Genomic DNA, 20,389 nt, shown 5'->3' on the forward strand with positions numbered 1-20,389 from the left:
CGGCGACCCTTTGGCCAAGCGATGACCGACGATGCCGCGCCTGAAAACAGCTTGCGCCCGCCACTGATGCGCTACTACATCACCCAGGTGGCGGGCTGGGGCGCTTATGTCGGTCTGTTCGCGCTGTGGAACTACTTCAGTGGACAGCTCACGCGCGAGTTGCTCATCGTGATGGCCCTTGTCTTCCTCACGGGTCTGGCCATCAGCCATGGCTTCCGCCATTTGATCCTGCGTTATGGCTGGCTGCGCCGCGACCTGGGCCATGTGCTGCCCCGCCTGGTGGCCACCAGCCTGCTGCTCGGCATGGCGGCCTTTCTCCTGCAGGGTGCGGCGCACGACCTGCTCGTCACGGGCTATCCGCCCATGCTGTCGCTGGACCCGATGCGGGTCTTCGGCAATGTGCTCAACTGGATGGTGCTGCTGCTGATCTGGTCCCTGGCCTACTTCGCCTACACCTACTTCGTGCGCAACAGGCGCGAGGAGATCCGCATCCTGCGCCTGGAGACCGCCAACCGAGAAAGCCAGCTCGGCAACCTGCGCGCGCAGATGAACCCGCACTTCATGTTCAACGCGCTCAACGGCATCCGCGCATTGATCGACGAGGACCCCGACCAGGCCAAGCGCGCCATCACGCAACTCAGCGCCATCCTGCGCAACGCCATGAGCAGCATCAAGCGCAAGGTGGTGCCGCTGGGCGAGGAGATCGACATCGTGAAGGCCTATCTGGCGCTGGAGGCCATGCGCTACGAGGAACGGTTGCGCACGAGCATCGAGGTGCCGGCGGAACTGGATCGGCAACCGGTGCCGCCCATGCTGTTGCAGACCCTGGTGGAGAACGCCGTGCGCCATGGCGTGGCCAACCTGCCACAAGGTGGCGACCTGCACATCGGTGCCGAACGCCGTGGAGACGACCTGGTGCTCACCGTGCGCAACAGCGGACATTACACGCCGGGCAAAGTGAACGGCACGGGCATCGGGCTGCGCAACACGCGCCGCCGCCTGGAAATGATATACAACGGCCGGGCACGGATGGAGATCGCCAACCGCGGGGGCATGGTCGTCACCGAAGTGGTGGTGCCCTTGAATGGGGATGGATGATCTTTTCCGACACATGTGTGGCGTCGACCCTCCGGGTAGACCGATGCCAGGCTGAATGAGCAATGAGCAAGGTGGAAGACCGAAGAACACAAGACCATGAAAGCACTGATCATCGACGACGAACGGCTCGCACGCAAGGAATTGGCGGGCCTGCTGGAGAAGCACCCGCATGTGCAGGTGGTGGGCGAAGCGGCCAACGCCGACGAAGCCGAGAAGCTCATCGCCGAGCTGAAGCCCGACCTGCTGTTCCTGGACATCAACATGCCGGGGCGCAGCGGTTTCGAACTGCTGGAAAGCCTGGAGCAGGCGCCCCAGGTGGTGTTCGTCACGGCCTACGACGAGCACGCGCTGAAAGCCTTCGAGGTGAACGCCCTGGACTATCTGCTGAAACCGATCGACCCCGAGCGGTTGGAGGCGGCGATCGGCAAACTGCGCGAATCGAACGAACAGGTGGCCGGCGCGCGCGACGTGTTGCGCGAGGATGACCAGATCTTCCTGAAGGACGGCGAAAAATGCTGGTTCGTGACGTTGAAGGACGTACGCTGGTTCGAGAGCGAGGGCAACTACGTGCGCGTGCGTTTCAACGAGCACAAGCCACTGGTGCTCCGCTCGCTCAACAAACTGGAGGAGCGGCTGGACCCGCATGTCTTCTTCCGCGCCAACCGCAAGCACATCATCAACCTGCGCTGGGTGGACAGGATCGAGCCGTGGTTCAACAACGGCCTGATGGTGAAGCTGCGCAGCAACGACCGCCACGGCCAGCCCGAGCAGATCGAGGTCTCCCGCCGGCAGGCCGCACGCTTCAAGGAGCTGATGAGCCTGTGACCTTGTACAGGCCGGGCTTCGCGGCGGGCCGCTCCCGGCGGCATGGGCTAATTTCGCGCACCTCCTCCATCCAAGGCGGCGGTCCTATCGCTCGCGCATGTCCAACAACACCACCCGCCTGCTCATCATCTGGAATGTGGTCCTGACGGCCCTGGCCGGTTGGGCCTTGTTCCGCCCCGCATCCCCTGCCGAGCCCCAGGCCAGCCCGGAGCCAACGCCACCGGTGGTGGTGCAGCGCGACAGCACCGCACTCAAGGACGCGCACATCGCCTACTTCTTCATGGACAGCCTGCAACAACGGTATGCCCTGGTGAAGGAACAGGGCGACAGGCTCCGCGCGGAAGGACGTCGTTTGGAAACGAATCTGCAGAGCGAGATGTCCAAGGCACAGAGCCGCTACCAGGCGCTGATGGGCAAGGACCACACCTACAGCACGCAGGCCGAGATCCAGAAGGACGAGGAGGAGCTCCAATCGCTCATGGGCCGCATCCAGGAACTGCAGTCCCGCAGTGAGCAGCAGCTCGCCCGCATGGAGGTGGACATGCTCAGCAGCATCTCGCTGGAGATCGAGGGATTCCTCGAAGAGTACAACCGTGCGGCGGGCTTCGACTACATCTTCAGCGTGCAGAACGGCGGCCAGATCTGGGTGGGCAACCCGGACCTGGACATCACCGATGAGGTCATCGCCGGATTGAATGCACGGCATGCCGCGAACAAGAAGGCCGACCGCAAGTGATGGACATGGATCCCCTGGGCTGGCGCAGACGCAACGACATCACGGGCTACGTGATCGCCATGTGGCACCTGGAGGACCTGTTGCGCGCCCACCGCTTCGACCTGCGCGCCGTGGAGGAGACCTTGATACCCGCCGCGGAGCATGAAGCGAAGCGCGCCGCGCTGCGCACCTGGTACGCTGGGCTGATGGACCAGATGCTGGAGGAGGGCCTGCGTGAGAAGGGTCACCTGCAGGAGGTGCAGGGCATCGTGCAGGAACTCGAATATCTGCACCGCACACTGATCGATGTGGTCGAGGACGAAGCGCACCGCGCGCTGCTGGAGGCCGCCACACCGGGCCTGGAGGCCCTGCGCAGGGCCGGCAGTGTGCAGGGCGGCCCGATCCTGAGCTGCTTCACCGCCGTGTACGGTGTGATGCTGCTGCAGGCCCAGGGCAAACCAGTGAGCGACCCCACCGCGGAGGCCGAGGGCCATATGCGAAGGCTGCTGGAGGACCTTGGCCGCCACTACCACCGCATCCACATGCTTCCCGGCGTGTCGATGAATTGACCGCGTTCCGCATGGAACGCCATTTGGAAAGGCCGATCGCATGACGCGCACCGCCACCCTCCTGCTGCTGCTTGCCGCCCTGCAGGGCATGGCCCAGCAGGCGACGCGTGTGGAGATCATCGGCGCGGACGAGTGGCGCTTCGATGAACGCATCGCACCCGGTGCACAAAGGCTCAAGGGCAACGTGCGCTTCCGGCACGACCGCGCCCTGATGTGGTGCGACAGCGCCTACCTGTACAACGACCAGCGCGTGGAGGCCTTCGGCCATGTGCGCATCGACCAGGGCGACAGTCTGCGCATGCGCGGCGACCGCTTGAGTTACGATGGCCAGCAGCGCATCGCACGCATGGAGGGCCGCGTATCGCTGGAGGATGGCCGCATGCGCCTGGAAGCGCCCAGCCTGGAGCACGACCTGCGATCGCGCAGGGCCACCTACCACGAAGGCGCCGTCATCACCGGCCAGGAAGGTGATGTGCTCACCAGCCAACGGGGCACCTACCTCACCGGCGAAAAGCTCTTCCTCTTCAGCCGCGATGTGCGCATCACCCACCCGGAACGCATCATCACCGGTGACACGCTGCACTACGGCATGGCCACCGGTGTCGCCGAGTTCTTCGGCCCCACGACGATCCTCCTGACCGGCGACAGTACCATCATCCGCACGCGACGTGGCACTTACGACACGAAGAACGACCAGGCACGCTCCACACGCCGCAGCAGTGTGGAGCACCGTGGGCGCAGCCTGGCGGGCGACACCCTGCACTACGACAAGGCCACGGGGATCGGCCTGGCCTGGGGCAACGTGGCGATCACCGATACCGCGGGCAAGATCACGTCAAGCGGACAACATGGGCGCTACAACGAACGCACCGACCGGTCCATGATCACCGGCCGCGCCCTGCTGGTGATGGCCATGGAGGACGACTCGCTCCATCTCCACGGCGACACGCTCTTCACCGCACCGCAGCAGGTCACCGACAGCGCCGGTGGGACCGTGACACATCGCCATGTGCTGGCCTACCGGCAGGTGCGGTTCCACAAGCGCGACATGCAGGGCACCTGCGACACGCTCACCTACAGCGGTGCCGACAGCCTCATCCGCATGTTCCACCGCCCCGTGCTGTGGAGCGGAACGGACCAGATCTCCGGCGGTCACATCCGCATCACGCTGCGCGATGGGCGCGCGCACCGCATGTACGTGGAGCAGGACGCCTTCCTCGTATCGCGCCTGGACAGTACGCGGTACGACCAGGTGGCGGGCCGGCAGATGACGGGATTCTTCGATGAGGACGGGCTGCGCCGATTGGTGGCCGAGGGCAACAGCCGAACGGTGTTCCATGTGCGCGAGCAGAAGGACGGCGAGGAGGAGAACATCGGCGTGAACGTGGCCGAGTGCGGGCGCATCGCGGTGGAACTCGCGGATGGCGAGGTGGCCGTGGTCACTTTCCTCGACAGGCCCGACGCCGTGTTGCATCCCACGGAAAAACTCCCGGAGGACGCGGCGATCCTCGAAGGCATGGTGTGGCGAGAGCGCGAACGCCCCGTGGATCGGGCGGACATCTTCCGCAAGCCTTAGATCGTCCTACTCCACGCCGAAAGCACGCGCCACGGCCGGGTCCATCGTGCCATCGGCCACCACGGCCCCGTTGGGCGCCACCTCCACTTCGCGCCGCGCCTCCACGATCGTGTTCGCGTAGCGGTGCAGCCTTCCGCCGGGGCCGCCGCCAGCGTCCGGGAGATGGAAGACCAGGTCGTGGTGCTCGAACTGACAATCGATCACGTGCGCCACGGTGAGACCACCCAGCCGAATGGCCGTGCCGTTGCGCTTGAACGTGCATCCGGAGACCATCACTTGCGCACCTGCCGTCGCCTCCAAGGCCACCTCATGGATGCCGCTGAAACGACCCTTCTCCACCAGGATGCGGCCACCCCATTGCCGTGCACCACCATGGCCGCGCGCATCACCGGTGAAGCCGCACGCGGTGATCCGGCCCTGCACTTGGCGCAAGCGCAACTCCCCACCGTGGAACACATTGCCTTCCATGGCCAACCGGCCGCCCTCGATCGACAGTATGGGCTGTCCAGCGGTAGTCAGTTCGCAACCGTCGATCTCCGTGCGCGACATGCCAGCGATGGACAACATGGCCTCGTGCTCCTCACCGAGCATGGTGGCGCCGGCACCACCGCTCATGCGCAATCCTTTGATGATGCTCGCACCACCGCCCCGGACAGCGAAAGTGCCGTACGGCGCGGCAGCGTTTTGCGGGCGGATGAAGACAGGATTGAGCGTTGTGCCGCGCACCTCCAGCGGACCGCGGCAGAGCACGCTGCGGCCTGGGGCGATCTCGAAACGTGCGCCGGGCAAGAGGACCACACGGTGGCCGGCGGGAAGCACCAGGTCCTCCTCCACCACGTAGCGGCCGCGTGGAAAGACCACCGAATCGCCCTGCACCACCACACGCGTTCGACGCTTGAAGGCCGCGAAGGCGGAACCCGCATCATCCTGCATGGTGACGGGCGCAACAGTTGATGCGCCGCGCGTCAACGTGGCATGGCCGGCGGGCGGTATCGTGGGGCGCAGCAGCGACAAGGGATCGAAGGGCATGCCCAACCGGCGATCGAGCAACTCGGCGAGTTGCTCACGCGCCCGGGCCTTCACCAGACGCACGGATCCGCCGCCCGCCAGATGCGGCGCAAGGGCATCGATGTAGGCCTCGCAGCGTTCGCGCAAGCGCCCGCGGGCTTCCAGCAGCTTGTCGCGCTGGGCCTGCATGGCGGCTCGGAATGCGGGGTCATCGAGCAGAGGTGTGAAGGGGTTGCAGGCGATGGGTCCGGCATGCACGGCCTTGCTCGGCGGCAATGGCGTGTAGATCGGCCACCAGCGGCCCATGCCGGTGCGCCAAGCGAAGGCCTGCGTGGTGCGGAAGGGATCGCCATGGCCCTCCAGGTGGAGCATCAGCATCCAGCCGGCCACCTGATCGCGCTCCACGAGGTCCAACAGTGCGGGCACCGGTGCCGGGCCGCCATCGGGGCAGGCCAGGGCCATGCGCGCACGGATGCCCTCCGCGCTTTCCTCCTGCGCGGCAATGGCGGGCAGGTACTGCTGGGGCCGTTCAGGATCCAGGCCCCAGGTCACCGCCACACCATCGTTCATGCCATGGCGGAAGAGCCAATCACCATCGGGTATCGGCACGCGGCAGTACGGACGCTGGGCCATGCCCGGGGATGCGAGGTGCACGAAACCCACCTCGGGCGAGAGCAGGCCGAGCTCCTCGGCGAGCAGTTGAAGGAACTTGCGGCGCAGATCATCGGGCGAAGCAGGATGCAGCAGGACGTGCCTGTCCGTTCCCAGCAGCGCCTCCTCCGATGTGCGCATGACCATGGCATCTGGATCCTCCACGCGCCTTTCGTAAACGACCATGCCTTGCCGCTCTCCGGAGCGCAATGGGGTGCGGCCCTGCGCTCCCGACAGGTCATCGGCCTGGAGCAGGGACAACTCACTGCTGGGCGCCTGGCCCGGCCGGCGATCGAACCAGCCTGCATAGGCCTCCACCTCCTGCGCTGTGATGCCCAGCGGCAAACGACCCGTGAACAGTTCCGCACCGGCGAAGGAGAACACGGCGAACAGCCCGCCGGCCACGATGACGGTGGCGATGAGGATGGCGCCGAGGCCGACCGGTCTGGGCTTATGGTCGCGCATCGCTATTCCGATCGGATCCCTTCCAGTAGGCGTGGTAGGCGGCACGCATCGTACGTGCGCGGGCGGTGACCTGCGCCGTGGGCACGCGGAACAGGGTGTTGTCGCCGGCCGTTACGCGATCGTACTTGTCGCGATCGGCGAGCAGCGCGGGCAGGGTACGCTCCAGCAACGCATCCAGCAGCGCATCGAAGGCGCCGGAACGCAGCCGTTGCACCGCATCGTTGTGCAACACCTGCCGGCGATGCGCCAGGTCGGGTTCCTGCATCATGGCGCGCATCACCCGGTCCACCATGCGCATGCCCAGGCTGTCGCGCTCCATGGCACGCGTCCCTTCCAGCACGGGGATCCACCGATCGCTGCGTGCATCACGCGTCACCACAAGCTCTTGGGCCGAAACATCCAGGGCCTCCAGCACCGCATCGTAGCGAAGCCAGGCCTCCACATCCACCAGGCGCATGAGGCTGTCCCGCCGGTCCATGGGCGACACGGCCGTATCGGCGGCCATGGCCCAGAAGCGCTGCCATGCCGCGCGTGCCTCTTCAGGGTCCCGGCCTTCACAGGACCAGCCCTGGCCCGCGTACCGGCAGGCCACTCCTTCCCCATAGGCCACATGCCGGTCGCGGAGTAGCTCTGGTCCCGCCCGTTCGCGCAGCCAGCACACGCGGCCGCGCGCACCATCGATGCGCAGGCCCACCGGCGCAGACCAGGTGGCCACCACGCCCAGCCTGCCCGCGGCGGTGTGCACCAGGTGGCCATGCAGCATGTCCATGATGCCGCCGCGATCGAGCCACAAGGCGCGCACGGGCACATGCGGCGTGGCATGCGACAATTCGATGCGCCAGGTGGCGTGCTCCGGCCGCATGCCCGCCACGGGTTCCATGGCCGTCCAGGTCATGGCGAGGCGCGCTTCATCCTCATGGAGCGTCGCTTGTCCTTGTTGGTCGCGGTCACGCTGGATGCGCCACACCGGGATGTCCGGATGCCCGGGATGCTCCGCGAGACCATCCAGGAGCACCGATGCCGCCGCCGCGCGCGCGATGCGCCAGGTGCGTTCGGGGCCAAGCAACGCCGTGGCCGCCACGCCGCTGAGGGCCACCAACGCGAAGAGCGCCCACCACCACCTGCTGCCACCGCGCCCTTCCTTCATCGCACACGGCTTGGTGCGCCCAGCAGCAGCACCAGCACCGTGGCGCCGGCGAGCACGAGCGCGCTGAGATGAAGACCCAGGCCGAGCAGGGCGGAGAAGAGCATCACCGGCAGCCACAGGCCATGCTGGCCATCGTTGCGGCCGATCAAGCCGCCCAAGGTGACGCCGACGGCGATGATGATCGCGGGCCAGAGGCCGCATTCCACGTGGCGGAGCAGCAGCACCAGGCCGAAGCCGGCCAGCAGCATGGTGCCCCGCATCAGCGGTCCGCGATCCGCCGGGCGCAGCGGGCGGTTCCAGCACCAGCCGAAGAGCACAAGCGCCACGAGGAGCACGGCGAAGAGCACCACGTGCGTGACCCAGCCGTGGAACAGCCAGGCCAGGGCGGGGTCTTCAGCGCCGGTTCCGGGGAACATCCGCGCCAAGATCGGCGCCTGGACAGGGGTCCATTGAGCGGACGGCCTGCGAGTTATCCATGGCCGACGGGGGAAAGAAGCATCACAGGTAACGCTCCATCCAACTGGCGCGCAGCGGCACACGGAAGCGCTCGTGCAGCTCGCCCACGGTGGTCACCAGATCGTCGAAGACGGTGGTGTCCGCGTCGATCAGGCCCTTGGCGAGCATCTCCGGCAGTTCCTGCAGGCGGCAGCTGAGCACCTTTCCCTCACGCTCGTACACGATGAACATGCGGTCGGTGAGCATGAGGTTGAGGTCGTACTCCAGCTGCTTGACGAAGCCCACGCTCTTGTCGATGCTGCAACCGCTGGCCTGGGCCTGTTCCTCGTCCACGGCGATGATGACGAACCGGTCGTGCAGCACATCCACGCAGGCGTCCAGCGGCTGGCCGTGCGCCGCCCATTCGGCGGTGAAGACCGCGCCGCGTTCGCGGATGAGCTTCTGCTCGGCCTGGCCCAGATCGCGCGGGGCCTTGTACACCCAGATGCGGGCGTGCGCGGGCATGTCGGCGATGCGCTTGACGATGGACGGTGCGGGGGTGGCGGTCTCCATGTTCATGGTCTTCCGGGGTTCGTTGGCAAGACGTGTACCATCAGAGTTCCGATGCCTCGGCGATCAGTTCGGCGATGTCCTTCACCTTCACCTCGGCTTCCTTGTTGAAATGTTTGACACCATCGGTGAGCATGGTGTTGCAGAAGGGGCAACCTGCGGCTATCACATCGGGCTTCTCCCCCAACGCTTCCTCGCTGCGTTCGATGTTCACCTCGCGCTGGCCGGGCTCGGCCTCCTTGAACATCTGTGCGCCACCGGCCCCGCAGCACAGGCCGTTCCGCTTGCTGCGCTTCATCTCCACCAGCGCGGCATCAAGCTTCAGCAGCACTTCGCGCGGCGCTTCGTACTCGCCGTTGCCACGGCCCAGGTAGCAGGGGTCGTGGAAGGTGATGCGCTTGCCGGCGAAGCTGCCGCCCTGCACCTTGATGCGGCCTTCCTTCAGCAGCGCGTTGATGAATTGCGTGTGGTGCAGCACCTCATAGTCGCCGCCCAGCGCGGGATACTCGTTCTTCAGCGTGTTGAAGCAATGCGGACAGGCGGTGACGATGCGCTTCACGCCGTAGCCGTTGAGCACGGTGATGTTCTGCAACGCCTGCATCTGGAAGAGGAACTCGTTGCCGGCGCGGCGCGCGGGATCGCCTGTGCAGCTTTCCTCCTGTCCCAGCACGGCGAACTTCACCTGGGCCGCGTTCATGATGCGCACGAAGGCCTTGGTGATCTTGCGCGCCCGATCGTCGAAGCTGCCAGCACAGCCCACCCAGAAGAGCACTTCGGGGGTTTCGCCGGTGACGGTGAACTCGGAGATCGTGGGGACGTGCATGGGGCGGTGTTCAGTTGTCAGCTGTCAGTTGTCCGTTGTCAGTTGTCAGTTGTCCATTGTCCGTTGTCCGTTGTCAGTTGTCTGATGCGAGATCCGTGGCAAGGTCGGCCGGCATGGGCACAAAGATCTCCACTTCCTCGCCATAGGGTCCTGCTGGCTCCGCAGCACCATCGACAATGCCCATGCCTTGCAGATACCGGATATAACCGTTCAGGACACGGATAGCCTCTTCCACCAAAGCCCAGTGCGATCTCAAAGCAGCCGCATCCATGTACTCCTCATCAAATGCGGCACTCAGATGACCCAAGGTCTCGTAGAGCGAGCCGCGCGCCATGCGACAAAAACGTGCATTGTCCTTCTCATGGAATCGACCATAACCCTCAGCCAGGTTCGAACATGGACCTCTGCTCGAACGGATGATCCGATCGCAAAGCCTGAATTTTTCTTCCGCCGGCCAGGTCCTCGCCAGCTTGGAGACCGCCTTCCTGACCTCGCGAGCCTTCTGCCAAGCGATCAACTCCGTAAAGGACCCGAGGGCTGAACCTGATGTGGATGCGCTCATGTCGTTCCGCTTATGATCCTGACAACCGACAACCAACCACTGACAACTACTCCTGCGCCCATTCCATCCTCCTGTCCGGCCCAAAGGCCCATGGCGCGCCGTTGTTCTCCACGTTGTTGAACATGCCCGTGAGCGCCGGTCTGGTGCTGCTCTGCTCCATCACCAGGTAGCGGCGCATCTCCAGAATGATGTGCACCGGATCGATGTTCACCGGGCAGGCCTGGGTGCAGGCGTTGCAGGTGGTGCAGGCCCAGAGCTCCTCGTCGGTGATGCGGCTGTGCAGGTCCCTGCCATCGGCCTGGAAGGTGCCTCCGTTGGCGTCGATGTTGCGGCCCACCTCCTCCAGGCGGTCGCGCGTGTCCATGATGATCTTGCGCGGACTGAGCAATTTGCCGGTGATGTTCGCCGGGCATTCGCTGGTGCAGCGGCCGCACTCGGTGCAGCTGTACGCGTCCATCAGGCTCTTCCAGCTGAGGTCGAAGACGTCCTTCGCACCGAAGCGCTCGGGCACTTCATGGCCGGCCACTTGGCGCGCGGGCGCCGGATCGGGCGGTGGCACCGCGGGATCGATCATGCTGCGCACTTCGCCGGTGATGCGTGGCATGTTGGCCACCTGGGTCTTCGGCTCCAACTTGCTGTACCAGGTGTTGGGGAAGGCCAGGATGATGTGGAAGTGCTTGCTGTAGGGCAGGTAGTTGAGGAAGGCGAGGATGCCCACGATGTGGAACCACCAGAAGCAGCGCTCGAACAGCAGCACGGTGCCATCGGACATGCCCGCGAAGAAGGGCCGCAGGAGGGTGCTTACCGGATAGCTGCCGGCGGCGGTGTAGGGTTCCACCCCGCGCTGGGCGAGCACCTGGTCGGTGGCGTTCATCTTCAGGAAGGCGCCCATGAGGAGGATCTCGGCCACCAGGATGACCATGGCATCGCGCGTGGGCCAGCCCTTCATCTCCGGCTTGTGGAAGCGCGGCAACTGCAGTATGGCGCGGCGGGCGATGAAGACGAAGCAGGCCAGCAGCACGCCCACGGCGAGGATCTCGAAGGACCCGATCAGCAGGTCGTAGAAAGGCCCCAGCACAGCGCCCACGCGGTGCGTGCCGAGGACACCATCGAGGACGATCTCCAGCACCTCCAGGTTGATGATGACGAAGCCCACATAGATGAGGATGTGCATGATGCCCGCGATGGGGCGGGCCACCATCTTGCTCTGGCCCAGGGCCACCAGCGCCATGGTGCGCCAGCGCTCGGCCTTGCGGTCGGTGCGGTCCTCGTCGCGGCCCAGGCGGATGTTGCGGACCACCTTCCCCACATTCCGGGCGAACAACGCGATGGCCGCGGCCAGGATGAGCAGGAAGATGATGTTCCCGAGGGTCATGGCGATCGTTTCTCCTCCTCCATGGACCGCCTGATCCGGTCTATGTCGCTGTTGCTCAGCTTCGGCAGGCGGTCCTTCTTACCGAACAACGACAGATGCATGTATCTGTTCGGATTGATGCGCAGGTCCTCCAGCAGCAGGTCCAGTTCCTTGCTGGCGCTCTCCAGGTTGCGGTAGAGCGTGTCGTTCTTCATCAGCGCGCCCAGGGTGCCCTCACCCCGGTCCAGGCGCTCCATCACCTGCCGCAACTGCTCCGCGCTGGCGGCCATGTCGGCCTTCATGCGGTCCAGGTCGCCATCGGCCAGCTCGGTGGTGATGCTGTCCATGTTGGTGAGGATGCGCGCCATGGTGGCGTTGTACTTCACCAGGTTGCCGGTGATCTGCTTGATGTCGTGGAGCACGGCCTCGATGGTGGCGCGTTCCTCGGCGATCATGCCATCGATGCGTTCGGCGCTGCGGTTGAAGGTCTCCAGCGTGGCGCGGATGCTGGCGAAGCTGGCGTCGATGTCGCGCCGCGCCGAATCGTTGAGGATGAGCTGCAGGCTGGTGAGCACCGAATCCACGCTGGCCAGCATGCCCTCGGCCTTCTGCTTCAGGGGGTCTATGGCGGCGGAGAAGCTCTCGGTGAGGCTCAGTTGCGCGTCGCCGGTGAGGGTGTCGCCGGCCTGTGCGAAGTTCGCCGAGGTGCCCAGCTTCAGGTCGGCCCATTTGCCGAAGAGGTCGCCGCCCAGGGAGATGCGCGAGTCATCGGGGATGCGCAGCCCGCGCTCGTCCACCTGGTAGGAGATGATGATGCGGCCGGTGCCGTCCTCGGTCATGCCCACGCGCACCACCTGGCCCACCTTGAAGCCGTTGTAGAGCAGGGCGTTGCTCTCCACCATGCCCTGGGCGTTGGCGTAGATGGCGTGGATGACGTGGCGCTTCCGGAAGATGTCGCGGCCGCGGAGGAAGTTGACGCCGAAGATGAGCAGGCCGGCCCCGAGCAGGACCATGAGGGCGATGGTGTACTCACGTTTCAACTTCATGCACAATGCACCGCGTCAACGGCCACGGGCCAAATTAACGGCTTCCTGCAGATCGATCCTTTCACCCTTGCGGAACGCCACGATGAAGGCGCCATCGAAGCCCATGGCGCGGCACTTCGCCTGCAACTCGCGCGCGGCCTCCAGCGTGGCCTCGTCTCCGGTGGTGTAGCGGAAGAGGCCGGCGCCCTGGTGTTCCTCCAGGTGCTCCAAGCCACTGAACTGTTTGCCCTTGGTGTCCAACTTCTTGCTGCTGGTGGCCACCTGCACCTTGAAGCTCACCTCCTTCGCGGCGGGCGGCGGCGGCGCGGGCTTGGGCGTTTCGGCCTGCTGCGCCACCACGGGCGCATCGCCCGCGCCCACGCCTTCCATCTGGGCCTTGTAGTCCTTGAAGGCGCGGTAGATGCCACTGGCCAGCAGGTCCTGTCCGCGGGCGCTCTGGAGGAAGTCCTCCTCCTCGGCGTTGGAGAGGAAACCCAGCTCAATGAGCACCGCCGGCATGGTGGTGTAGCTGATCACCAGGAAGCCCGCCTGTTTCACGCCGCGGTCCGGCCGGCCCGCGCGCTCCTTGAACTGCTTCTGCACCAGCGCGCTGTAGAGCAGGCTGTGGTCCAGGTGCGTGTTCTGCCGCAGGCTCAGCGCGATGATGCTCTCGGGGTCCTTCGGGTTGAACCCGTCGTAGCGCAATTCGTGGCCCTCCTCCAGCAGTATGGAGGCGTTCTCCTTCATGGCCACGCGCATGTTCGCCTCGGTCTTGTGCAGGCCCATCACATAGGTCTCCGCACCATGGGGCGCCTTGCTGTCGTTGCTGTTGCAATGGATGCTGATGAAGAGGTCCGCCTTGGCGCGGTTGGCGATGAGGCTGCGCTCCATCAGCTCCACGAAGCGGTCGTCCTTGCGCGTGTAGATCACCTGCACATCGGGGAAGGCCTCCTGGATGTACTTGCCGGCGAGCAGGCTCACGTTCAGCGCCACGTCCTTCTCGTAGGTCTTGTAGCGCCCCGTGCCGGTGGCGCCGGGGTCCTTGCCACCGTGGCCCGCATCGATCACCACGGTGCGTATGCGGTGCGGGTCCAGGCCCTTGTTGGTCTGGGCGTGCGCCGAAGGCCGCACCGTGGCGGCCACCAGGGCGGCCAGCAGCAGGTGTGGGATCATGGTTCTGCGCAACATCGGCCGGGCAAGGGCTTGCGGTAATTTCGGCGCGCCGTCCGCGGCAACGAAGGGAACAGGAATGACGGCAGCCCCGAGCAACAGGCCTTCCCGGCGCGAACATAGCGGCGGCCTTGGGGCGGCACCCCGCGCGGCACTTGCAGTTTTCATCACGTTCGTGTTGGCGGTGGATGCCCGGGCGCAGGCCCTGGAGAGCGAGGTGCGGTATGAGGCCAGGGACAGCATCCGGTACGACCTGCGCAGGCAAACCGTGTACCTCTTCGGTGCGGCCACGGTGAAATACGAGGGTGTGCAGCTCTCCGCCGAGCGCATCTCCTTCAGTTTCAAGAACGAGGAGGCCAGCGCCTTTGGTGCGCCGGACAGCACCGGGGCCGTCACGGGCAAGCCGCGCTTCACGCAGGAGGGCCACACCTTCGAGGCGGACAGCATCCGCTACAACTTCCGCACGAAGACCGGCCTGATACGCGAGGTGCGCACCGAGGAGCAGGGCACCTGGGTGCATGCCGGGCTGAGCAAACGGCGGCCCGATGGCGAGGTGCACGGGCTGGGCGGCATGCTCACCACCTGCGACCGGCCCAAGCCGCACTACCACTTCAAGGTCACGCGCATGATCGTGATGCCCGACGACAAGATCGTGGCGGGGCCGGCCTACATGAAGGTGGGCAACGTGCCCACGCCGCTGGCCGTGCCCTTCGGCCTCTTCCCCAACAAGAAGGGGCGAAGCAGCGGCATCCTCATCCCCGTGTGGGGCAGCAGCGACCAGCTGGGCTACTTCCTGCTGAACGGGGGCTACTACCTGCCGCTGAGCGACCACTGGGACGTGCAGCTCACCGGCGACATCTACAGCCGGGGCAGCTGGGCGGCGCGCACCATCACCCGCTACCGCACGCGCTACCGCTACAGCGGCAACCTGGACCTCAACCACAGCACCCTGCTGAGCAGCGACCCGGAGTTCCCCGACTTCAGCCGGCAGCAGAACTTCTTCGTGCGCTGGAACCACCAGGTGGACCCGCGCGCCAGCCTCACGGACCGGTTCAGCGCCAGCGTGAACGTGGGCACCAGCGCCAACTTCACCAACAACTTCAACAGCAGCACCAACGATTTCCTCAGCAACACCTTCCAGAGCAACATCGCCTGGAGCCGCATCTGGCCCGGCAAGCCCTACAACGTGGCGGTGAACCTGCGGCACAGCCAGAACACGCTGAACCGCACCTTCGACATCACCGCGCCCGCCATCACCGCCAACCTGCAGCGCATCTTCCCCGTGCAGATGCTGCGGCGGCCCGGCGCGCCCAGCCGGTGGTACGACCAGTTCGGCCTCAACTGGAGCACCAGCTTCGACAACCGCCTGAGCACCACCGAGGAGCGCCTCTACTGGGGCAACCTGCCCACCCTGGCCGGCGAAATGCGCAACGGCGTGCGCAACACCGGCGCGCTCACCACCACGCTGAAGAACCGCTTCTTCTCGCTCAACCCCGAGATGCGCTTCACCAACCGCATCTACTTCGACTACCTCGCACTGGCCCTGGATCCGGAAACGAACACCACGCGGCGCGACACATTGCCCGGCCTGCGCGGCGCCACCGACTGGAGCGCCGGCGCCACCCTCACCAGCAAGGTCTTCTTCACCTACACCTACCGCGGCGGCTGGCTCAAGGCCATCCGCCATGTGATCACCCCCAGCGCGGGCTTCAACTACCGGCCCGATACCGGCACCGAGATCACCGGCCCCTTCGGCCCCGATGGCGGCATCATCACCTATTCGCCCTTCGACATCGGCATCTACGGCAAGCCCTCCTCCGGCGAAAGCGGCAGCATCAACCTGGGGCTCATCCAGAACATCGAGGCCAAGGTGCGCGACCGCAAGGGCAGCACCCCCGGCGAGGAGGCCACCAAAAAGATCAAGCTCATCGACTTCCTCGGCATCACCGGCAACTACGACATGCTGCGCGATTCGCTCCGCTGGTCGCCGGTGAACATCGCCGCGCGCACCGCCCTCTTCAACAAACTGAACCTGAACCTGGTGAGCCTGTGGGACCCGCTGGCGGTGAACGCCCAGGGGCAGCGCATAGACCGGCCCGAAGCCGCCGTGAGCGGCCGCCTGGCCCGCATGGTGTACACCAACGTGGCGCTCGGTTTCGATGTGAAAAGCCCCAAGTACGGCCAGGCCATCGGCGAAGCGCCCGCCAACGACCAGCAGGTGGTGGAGGAGACCGACCCCGGCAAGGGCGCCCGCATCAACTTCAGCCTGCCCTGGCGCCTGGGCCTCAACTACAGCTACGACATCAACCGCATCTGGTTCGCCGACAGCTTCACCGACAACGACCGGCAAAGCGTGCTCTTCAACGGCGACATCAACATCCTCAAACACTGGAAGCTGGGCTTCAGCAGCGGCTACGACCTGGTGGCCGAGGAGTTCACGCCCTCCTCCATCAACCTCTACTGGGACCTGCACTGCTGGGAGTTCAACCTGAACGTGATCCCCACCGGCCTGCGCAAGAGCTTCATGTTCCGCATCAACGTGAAGGCCTCGATCCTCAAGGACCTGAAGTTCGAGCAGCGCCGGCCCTACGGCGGTGATCCGGGCCTGTTGTATTGAGGGGGGAACTGTCTGTTGACAGTTGACGGCTGACAGTTGCTCGGATCGCGTGGACCGGCACGGCGTGTTCACAAATGCAATGCGATGCCGCCGGTGGCATAGGCCAGGCTGAAGTCGCTGCGGCGCGCCGGCACACTGCGCACCTCGCCGTTCCAGTGGCCCTCGCTGCCCATGCCGTCCAGCTGTGCCAGCTGCTGCACCATGCACAACTCGCCGTACCAGGAGAAGAATTTGGTGATGTGCAGGTCCGCGCGCAGGCTCGCTGTCAGCGCCCAACCGAGCCCTTTGGCCGTGTGGATGTCGTCCGGCTCCTGCATGTAGCGCGGCGGAAAGTTGAAGCGGTAGTGGTGCGTTTCCCGCAGCCGCAAGGCCTGGATGCCCAGGGTGCCGGTGCCGGCCAGGTGCACCCGGCGGCGCGGCCAGCGGCGCGGCAGGGTGTAGCCCGCGAAGAGCTGCCAGGTATCCACCTCGGGGCGGAAAATGATCACATGGTCGCCATGGGCCAGGTCGTAGGCAGGCACGAAGACGGGCCAGCTTCCACTGGCCGGGTAGTGCACCACGGAATCCACATGGAACACCGAGCCGCCCGGCCGTTCGTAGTAGAAGGCCACGGAAGCGCCCACCACCCAATCGCCCTTCACCCGCACCATGAGCGAAGGGCGCATCACGCTCCACCACTCCTGCTGGCGCGCATCGAAAGCATAGTGCTGCACCCCGGTGCGCTCCTCTCCATAGCTGAGGTGGATACGCGGCCGCTGCCGCCAGATGCCCATGGGTTCCGCATCCTGGGCGCATGCCCCGGTGCCGGGCAGGGCCAGGGCCAGCAGCAAGTAGTGTTGGAGCTTGCACATGGCGCGGTGCAGGTGCCTTGCGGCATGGTGAAATTAGGCCTGTGCCATAATGCCAGCGGCAGTCAGCCGACCCGCCCACGCGCCAAGCACAAGGCCGGCTTACAAAGACCGATAGGACTGAACACGTCGTCCCACACCTCCGCAGGGTCTCCTAAGGCACAAAGGGACCCTGCGCATAGGAACGTGGGAAGCCTATCGGCAAAACCACGCACACAGCGGGCGGAAGCTCCTGTCCTTCGGAACGCAGGGTCCCTTCGGAGGCCCTGCGGAGGTTCAGAATTGACGCCGAAATGGCGCTCTTGCTGGGATGAGCTGGCAACTATGCGAACGACGCAGGCAGGGCTTACCAGATGCCGTAGAGGCAACAGACGATGCCGCCGACACCTTCGCAGGTCACAGCGAACGTCGATGCTGCACCCTTCAAGACCTTCTACAAGTCCCCTTGGTCACCCAATACTAATTCACACACCTAGATTTTCCCCAGTATACCGCTATCATGGAGATCACGTACTCGTCCTTCTCACGAGATCTGAATGAAACCGCCAATTCATTATCATACTCATCCAGTTTATAAAGTCTATACCCAGAACGATTGTATGTCGCCACCTCATTGATCCGATCATCTCCTTCGGCCTTGCCCCAGTACTTATTCAGAAGATGGAATCGCATGCCAAGGAAACCCAGCTTGTCATCCTTGATCTTTGATTCGACAAAATTCTTGCCTGCAGTTCCGTACACCGCGATACGTACTATCCTACGATTTGAAACTTCCTCATCCAAATAGTCGATCTCCAGTGCGGGTGGCACATGGCCGCCCTTGGTGACGTCTTTATACCATTTCTTGGTCTTCACGGTCATATTCGCGGCTTTGGACACAGAAGGGACATCGCCGAATTTCGCCACCGCCGCATCTATGGTCACACCACACTTCAAGCCAAGGAAGGTATTGAAGTCCAACACTTTGGTCTTACTGATAAGTGCCACTCCTCCATTCTGCTCCATCAAGATCTTCCGCTGTGCGGCTTCCGATTCACAATTGGCCAGTACGTTCTTCGAGGTGCCCTCGAGTTTCTGTGCATCCCTGTGGCGCGCATCGCGAGCATACGATTGACCGGCGGTTTCCCGCGCAGGTGCGACGCCAGCCCGCTTGACATCCGCAGCAGCCCGCTCCATGACACCGCGCAGGAACGCAATGGTGTCCTGCAGGTGCATGGAGGTCATATGGAATCTGTAGTTGTTGATGTTGTTGATCACTTCGATCTTCTGTTCCACCGTCATCGACTGGAACGTGGTCACTTGGTTGATGGTGGTAGTGGTGTTGGTCGTGGTCCTGCACATGACCAGGACCACCGCAGTTAGAATGACAATCGGCAATACTTTACTACCGCTCATGATCGTTCAATTTGACCCGTGCCTCACGTGCATGTTCAAGGTAGCTTGGAGGACATCGTCTAAGCTTCATGGAACAGAGAGTTTCGATCATCTCCCAATACCTGCCCGCTGAGACCGAAGGATATTCCGTGGAGTCCAGTTCGATGAAAAGGAACAAAGACTCAAGCATGGCATCATGCACCTTACTGGACCGTTGCCATCGACATGATGTTCCCTCGGCATCCGAGCCCACTGCCAACAAGTCGCGCATCAATCGACTCAACTCTTCTGATGTATGCACCTCCATCACCAAGCGGCGGTGGACCCCTTTGAGTCTTTCACTCAGTTCGATATCAAGGTCTTTGCATGGGTCCTTGGTCCGATCATGCACAAGGACAACGACCGTAATGACCAATCCGACCATGGTCGCTAGAAAGGTCCACTTTCCATATTTGCCTTTGCTACTGGACATTCATGACGTTTCAACCAAGATGGTCCACATCGCTAATAATTCCATGACAGACCCACGCTCGACCTGGAACATCCATTCATCGTCACACCAAGCCGACCTGTTGCTAAAATAACATTCGGTTCCTATCAGAACAAACAGCCCCGCGCTCGCGCGCGGGGCTGTTGCATGTAAGGGGAGTATGACCAAGTGTCCACACCGTGCGTTCCGCTCGTGAACGCGCCATGCCTGCGGCAGACAGGCGCGGTGCGCTTTACGCCGCACGGCCCAGGGCCGGATCGCTCTGCGCCCCTTCGCCCGCGGTGCCGATGGCACTCACGCAGAAGAAGTAGGCCTTGAAGCTCTCCAGGTCCGTCACCAGGTGCTTCACGCGTGTGGTGTAGCCGATGGCCTGCCAGTTGGCGCTCACCGCCGGGTCCTGGTCGGTCATCCACACCTGGTAGCCGCGCGCGCCGTGCACGCTCTTCCAGCGCAACTCCACCTGGCCTGCCAGCCCGGTCATGCGCGCCTCCATGTTCAACGGCACGCCCGGTATGCCCACGGGGGTGCGCGGACGCGTCAGCGGAAAGCCGCTGCGCTCCAGGTGGGCCGCGTTGCCATCGGCCACCAGCCGCACGTAGTTGGCCTGGCGCTGCAGCACCTCGCGGGCCTCGGCCACCCGCTCCTCGCGCACCAGGCGGCTTTGTGCGCTGCCCCGGATCGCCGCCTCTATGGCGTCCTCCAGCTGCTGGGCCAGCGTCACCATCTCGCCCATGGCAACCGGCGGGCTCGGAAAGTCGCCCGCGTGCTCCGTCATCTTCGCCTCCACGTTCCGGAAGAACGTCAGCAGGTCGGACGGCTTCAACCCATTCAACGCAAGTCTGATATTGGCTTTCATCCTGTTCGGTACCCGGGCCCGGTGTACCACGCCGTGGTTGTGGGTGGCCCGTGGCGGCTGCAACGGCGGGCTTCGCAGCGGGTTTTTCCGCCGCGCCCCCCTATTCCACCCGGAATAAATGGGCGCTTGCATCCTGCTGTTCAAGCCACCCGGCATCATTCCCTATGGATTATTGCATGCGCCACGGAATTACCGCCGGATCGCCCACTAC

At 64.4% G+C, this 20,389-nt stretch carries 18 protein-coding genes; 6 read left to right on the forward strand and 12 right to left on the reverse strand.

Annotated elements, in window-relative coordinates:
- The first annotated feature begins 66 nt into the window (after positions 1-66).
- From KIT10_06625 to KIT10_06645, 5 genes are all read left to right on the forward strand, one after another.
- A complete protein-coding gene (locus KIT10_06625) occupies positions 67-1,098 on the forward strand; it encodes a histidine kinase (GenBank protein ID MCW5898928.1) in 1,032 nt (343 codons plus the stop codon).
- Between the two features lie 96 nt (positions 1,099-1,194).
- The gene (locus KIT10_06630; protein MCW5898929.1) at positions 1,195-1,923 is read left to right on the forward strand and encodes a response regulator transcription factor; all 729 of its coding nucleotides are present in this window, start codon (positions 1,195-1,197) and stop codon (positions 1,921-1,923) included.
- A gap of 97 nt (positions 1,924-2,020) precedes the next feature.
- Positions 2,021-2,659 carry an OmpH family outer membrane protein gene (locus tag KIT10_06635; protein MCW5898930.1) on the forward strand — a complete coding sequence of 213 codons (639 nt, stop codon included), beginning with the start codon at positions 2,021-2,023 and terminating at the stop codon, positions 2,657-2,659.
- Positions 2,659-3,207, forward strand: a complete 549-nt coding sequence (locus KIT10_06640; GenBank protein ID MCW5898931.1) for a DUF4924 family protein — start codon at positions 2,659-2,661, stop codon at positions 3,205-3,207. Before KIT10_06635 ends, KIT10_06640 begins: the two co-directional genes overlap by 1 nt.
- A gap of 40 nt (positions 3,208-3,247) precedes the next feature.
- Complete coding sequence (locus KIT10_06645) at positions 3,248-4,783, forward strand: hypothetical protein (GenBank protein ID MCW5898932.1); 1,536 nt, start codon at positions 3,248-3,250, stop codon at positions 4,781-4,783.
- A 6-nt stretch (positions 4,784-4,789) separates the two neighbouring features.
- Here the strand turns inward: KIT10_06645 and KIT10_06650 are convergent, their stop codons facing one another.
- The 9 genes from KIT10_06650 to KIT10_06690 form a co-directional block, all read right to left on the reverse strand.
- A complete protein-coding gene (locus KIT10_06650; protein ID MCW5898933.1) occupies positions 4,790-6,907 on the reverse strand; it encodes a hypothetical protein in 2,118 nt (705 codons plus the stop codon).
- Positions 6,894-8,054, reverse strand: coding sequence for a hypothetical protein (locus KIT10_06655; protein ID MCW5898934.1), 1,161 nt, complete (start codon positions 8,052-8,054; stop codon positions 6,894-6,896). The genes KIT10_06650 and KIT10_06655 overlap by 14 nt, the downstream gene beginning before the upstream one ends.
- Positions 8,051-8,470 (reverse strand): hypothetical protein, encoded by a 420-nt coding sequence (locus KIT10_06660; protein MCW5898935.1) that lies wholly within the window; start codon positions 8,468-8,470, stop codon positions 8,051-8,053. The genes KIT10_06655 and KIT10_06660 overlap by 4 nt, the downstream gene beginning before the upstream one ends.
- A gap of 82 nt (positions 8,471-8,552) precedes the next feature.
- Positions 8,553-9,062 (reverse strand): hypothetical protein, encoded by a 510-nt coding sequence (locus KIT10_06665; protein MCW5898936.1) that lies wholly within the window; start codon positions 9,060-9,062, stop codon positions 8,553-8,555.
- Positions 9,063-9,102: 40 nt separating this feature from the next.
- Complete coding sequence (locus KIT10_06670; protein ID MCW5898937.1) at positions 9,103-9,882, reverse strand: (Fe-S)-binding protein; 780 nt, start codon at positions 9,880-9,882, stop codon at positions 9,103-9,105.
- Positions 9,883-9,955: 73 nt separating this feature from the next.
- Positions 9,956-10,444, reverse strand: a complete 489-nt coding sequence (locus KIT10_06675) for a four helix bundle protein (protein ID MCW5898938.1) — start codon at positions 10,442-10,444, stop codon at positions 9,956-9,958.
- Positions 10,445-10,490: 46 nt separating this feature from the next.
- Positions 10,491-11,819 (reverse strand): (Fe-S)-binding protein, encoded by a 1,329-nt coding sequence (locus KIT10_06680; protein ID MCW5898939.1) that lies wholly within the window; start codon positions 11,817-11,819, stop codon positions 10,491-10,493.
- The gene (locus tag KIT10_06685; GenBank protein MCW5898940.1) at positions 11,816-12,844 is read right to left on the reverse strand and encodes a hypothetical protein; all 1,029 of its coding nucleotides are present in this window, start codon (positions 12,842-12,844) and stop codon (positions 11,816-11,818) included. Before KIT10_06685 ends, KIT10_06680 begins: the two co-directional genes overlap by 4 nt.
- A gap of 15 nt (positions 12,845-12,859) precedes the next feature.
- On the reverse strand, positions 12,860-13,996 hold the full coding sequence (locus KIT10_06690) for an N-acetylmuramoyl-L-alanine amidase (GenBank protein MCW5898941.1): 1,137 nt from the start codon (positions 13,994-13,996) through the stop codon (positions 12,860-12,862).
- Between the two features lie 172 nt (positions 13,997-14,168).
- Here KIT10_06690 and KIT10_06695 point away from each other — a divergent pair, with 172 nt between their 5' ends.
- Positions 14,169-16,610 carry an LPS-assembly protein LptD gene (locus tag KIT10_06695; GenBank protein MCW5898942.1) on the forward strand — a complete coding sequence of 814 codons (2,442 nt, stop codon included), beginning with the start codon at positions 14,169-14,171 and terminating at the stop codon, positions 16,608-16,610.
- 68 nt (positions 16,611-16,678) lie between these two features.
- Here the strand turns inward: KIT10_06695 and KIT10_06700 are convergent, their stop codons facing one another.
- The 3 genes from KIT10_06700 to KIT10_06710 all read right to left on the reverse strand — a co-directional run bounded on the left by KIT10_06700 (position 16,679) and on the right by KIT10_06710 (position 20,178).
- Complete coding sequence (locus tag KIT10_06700) at positions 16,679-17,461, reverse strand: hypothetical protein (GenBank protein ID MCW5898943.1); 783 nt, start codon at positions 17,459-17,461, stop codon at positions 16,679-16,681.
- A 456-nt stretch (positions 17,462-17,917) separates the two neighbouring features.
- Complete coding sequence (locus tag KIT10_06705) at positions 17,918-18,853, reverse strand: hypothetical protein (GenBank protein ID MCW5898944.1); 936 nt, start codon at positions 18,851-18,853, stop codon at positions 17,918-17,920.
- Positions 18,854-19,554: 701 nt separating this feature from the next.
- A complete protein-coding gene (locus KIT10_06710) occupies positions 19,555-20,178 on the reverse strand; it encodes a fibronectin type III domain-containing protein (GenBank protein MCW5898945.1) in 624 nt (207 codons plus the stop codon).
- Positions 20,179-20,389: the final 211 nt, after the last annotated feature.

The organism is Flavobacteriales bacterium, from assembly GCA_026129465.1.
Lineage (GTDB): Bacteria > Bacteroidota > Bacteroidia > Flavobacteriales_F > PHOS-HE28 > PHOS-HE28.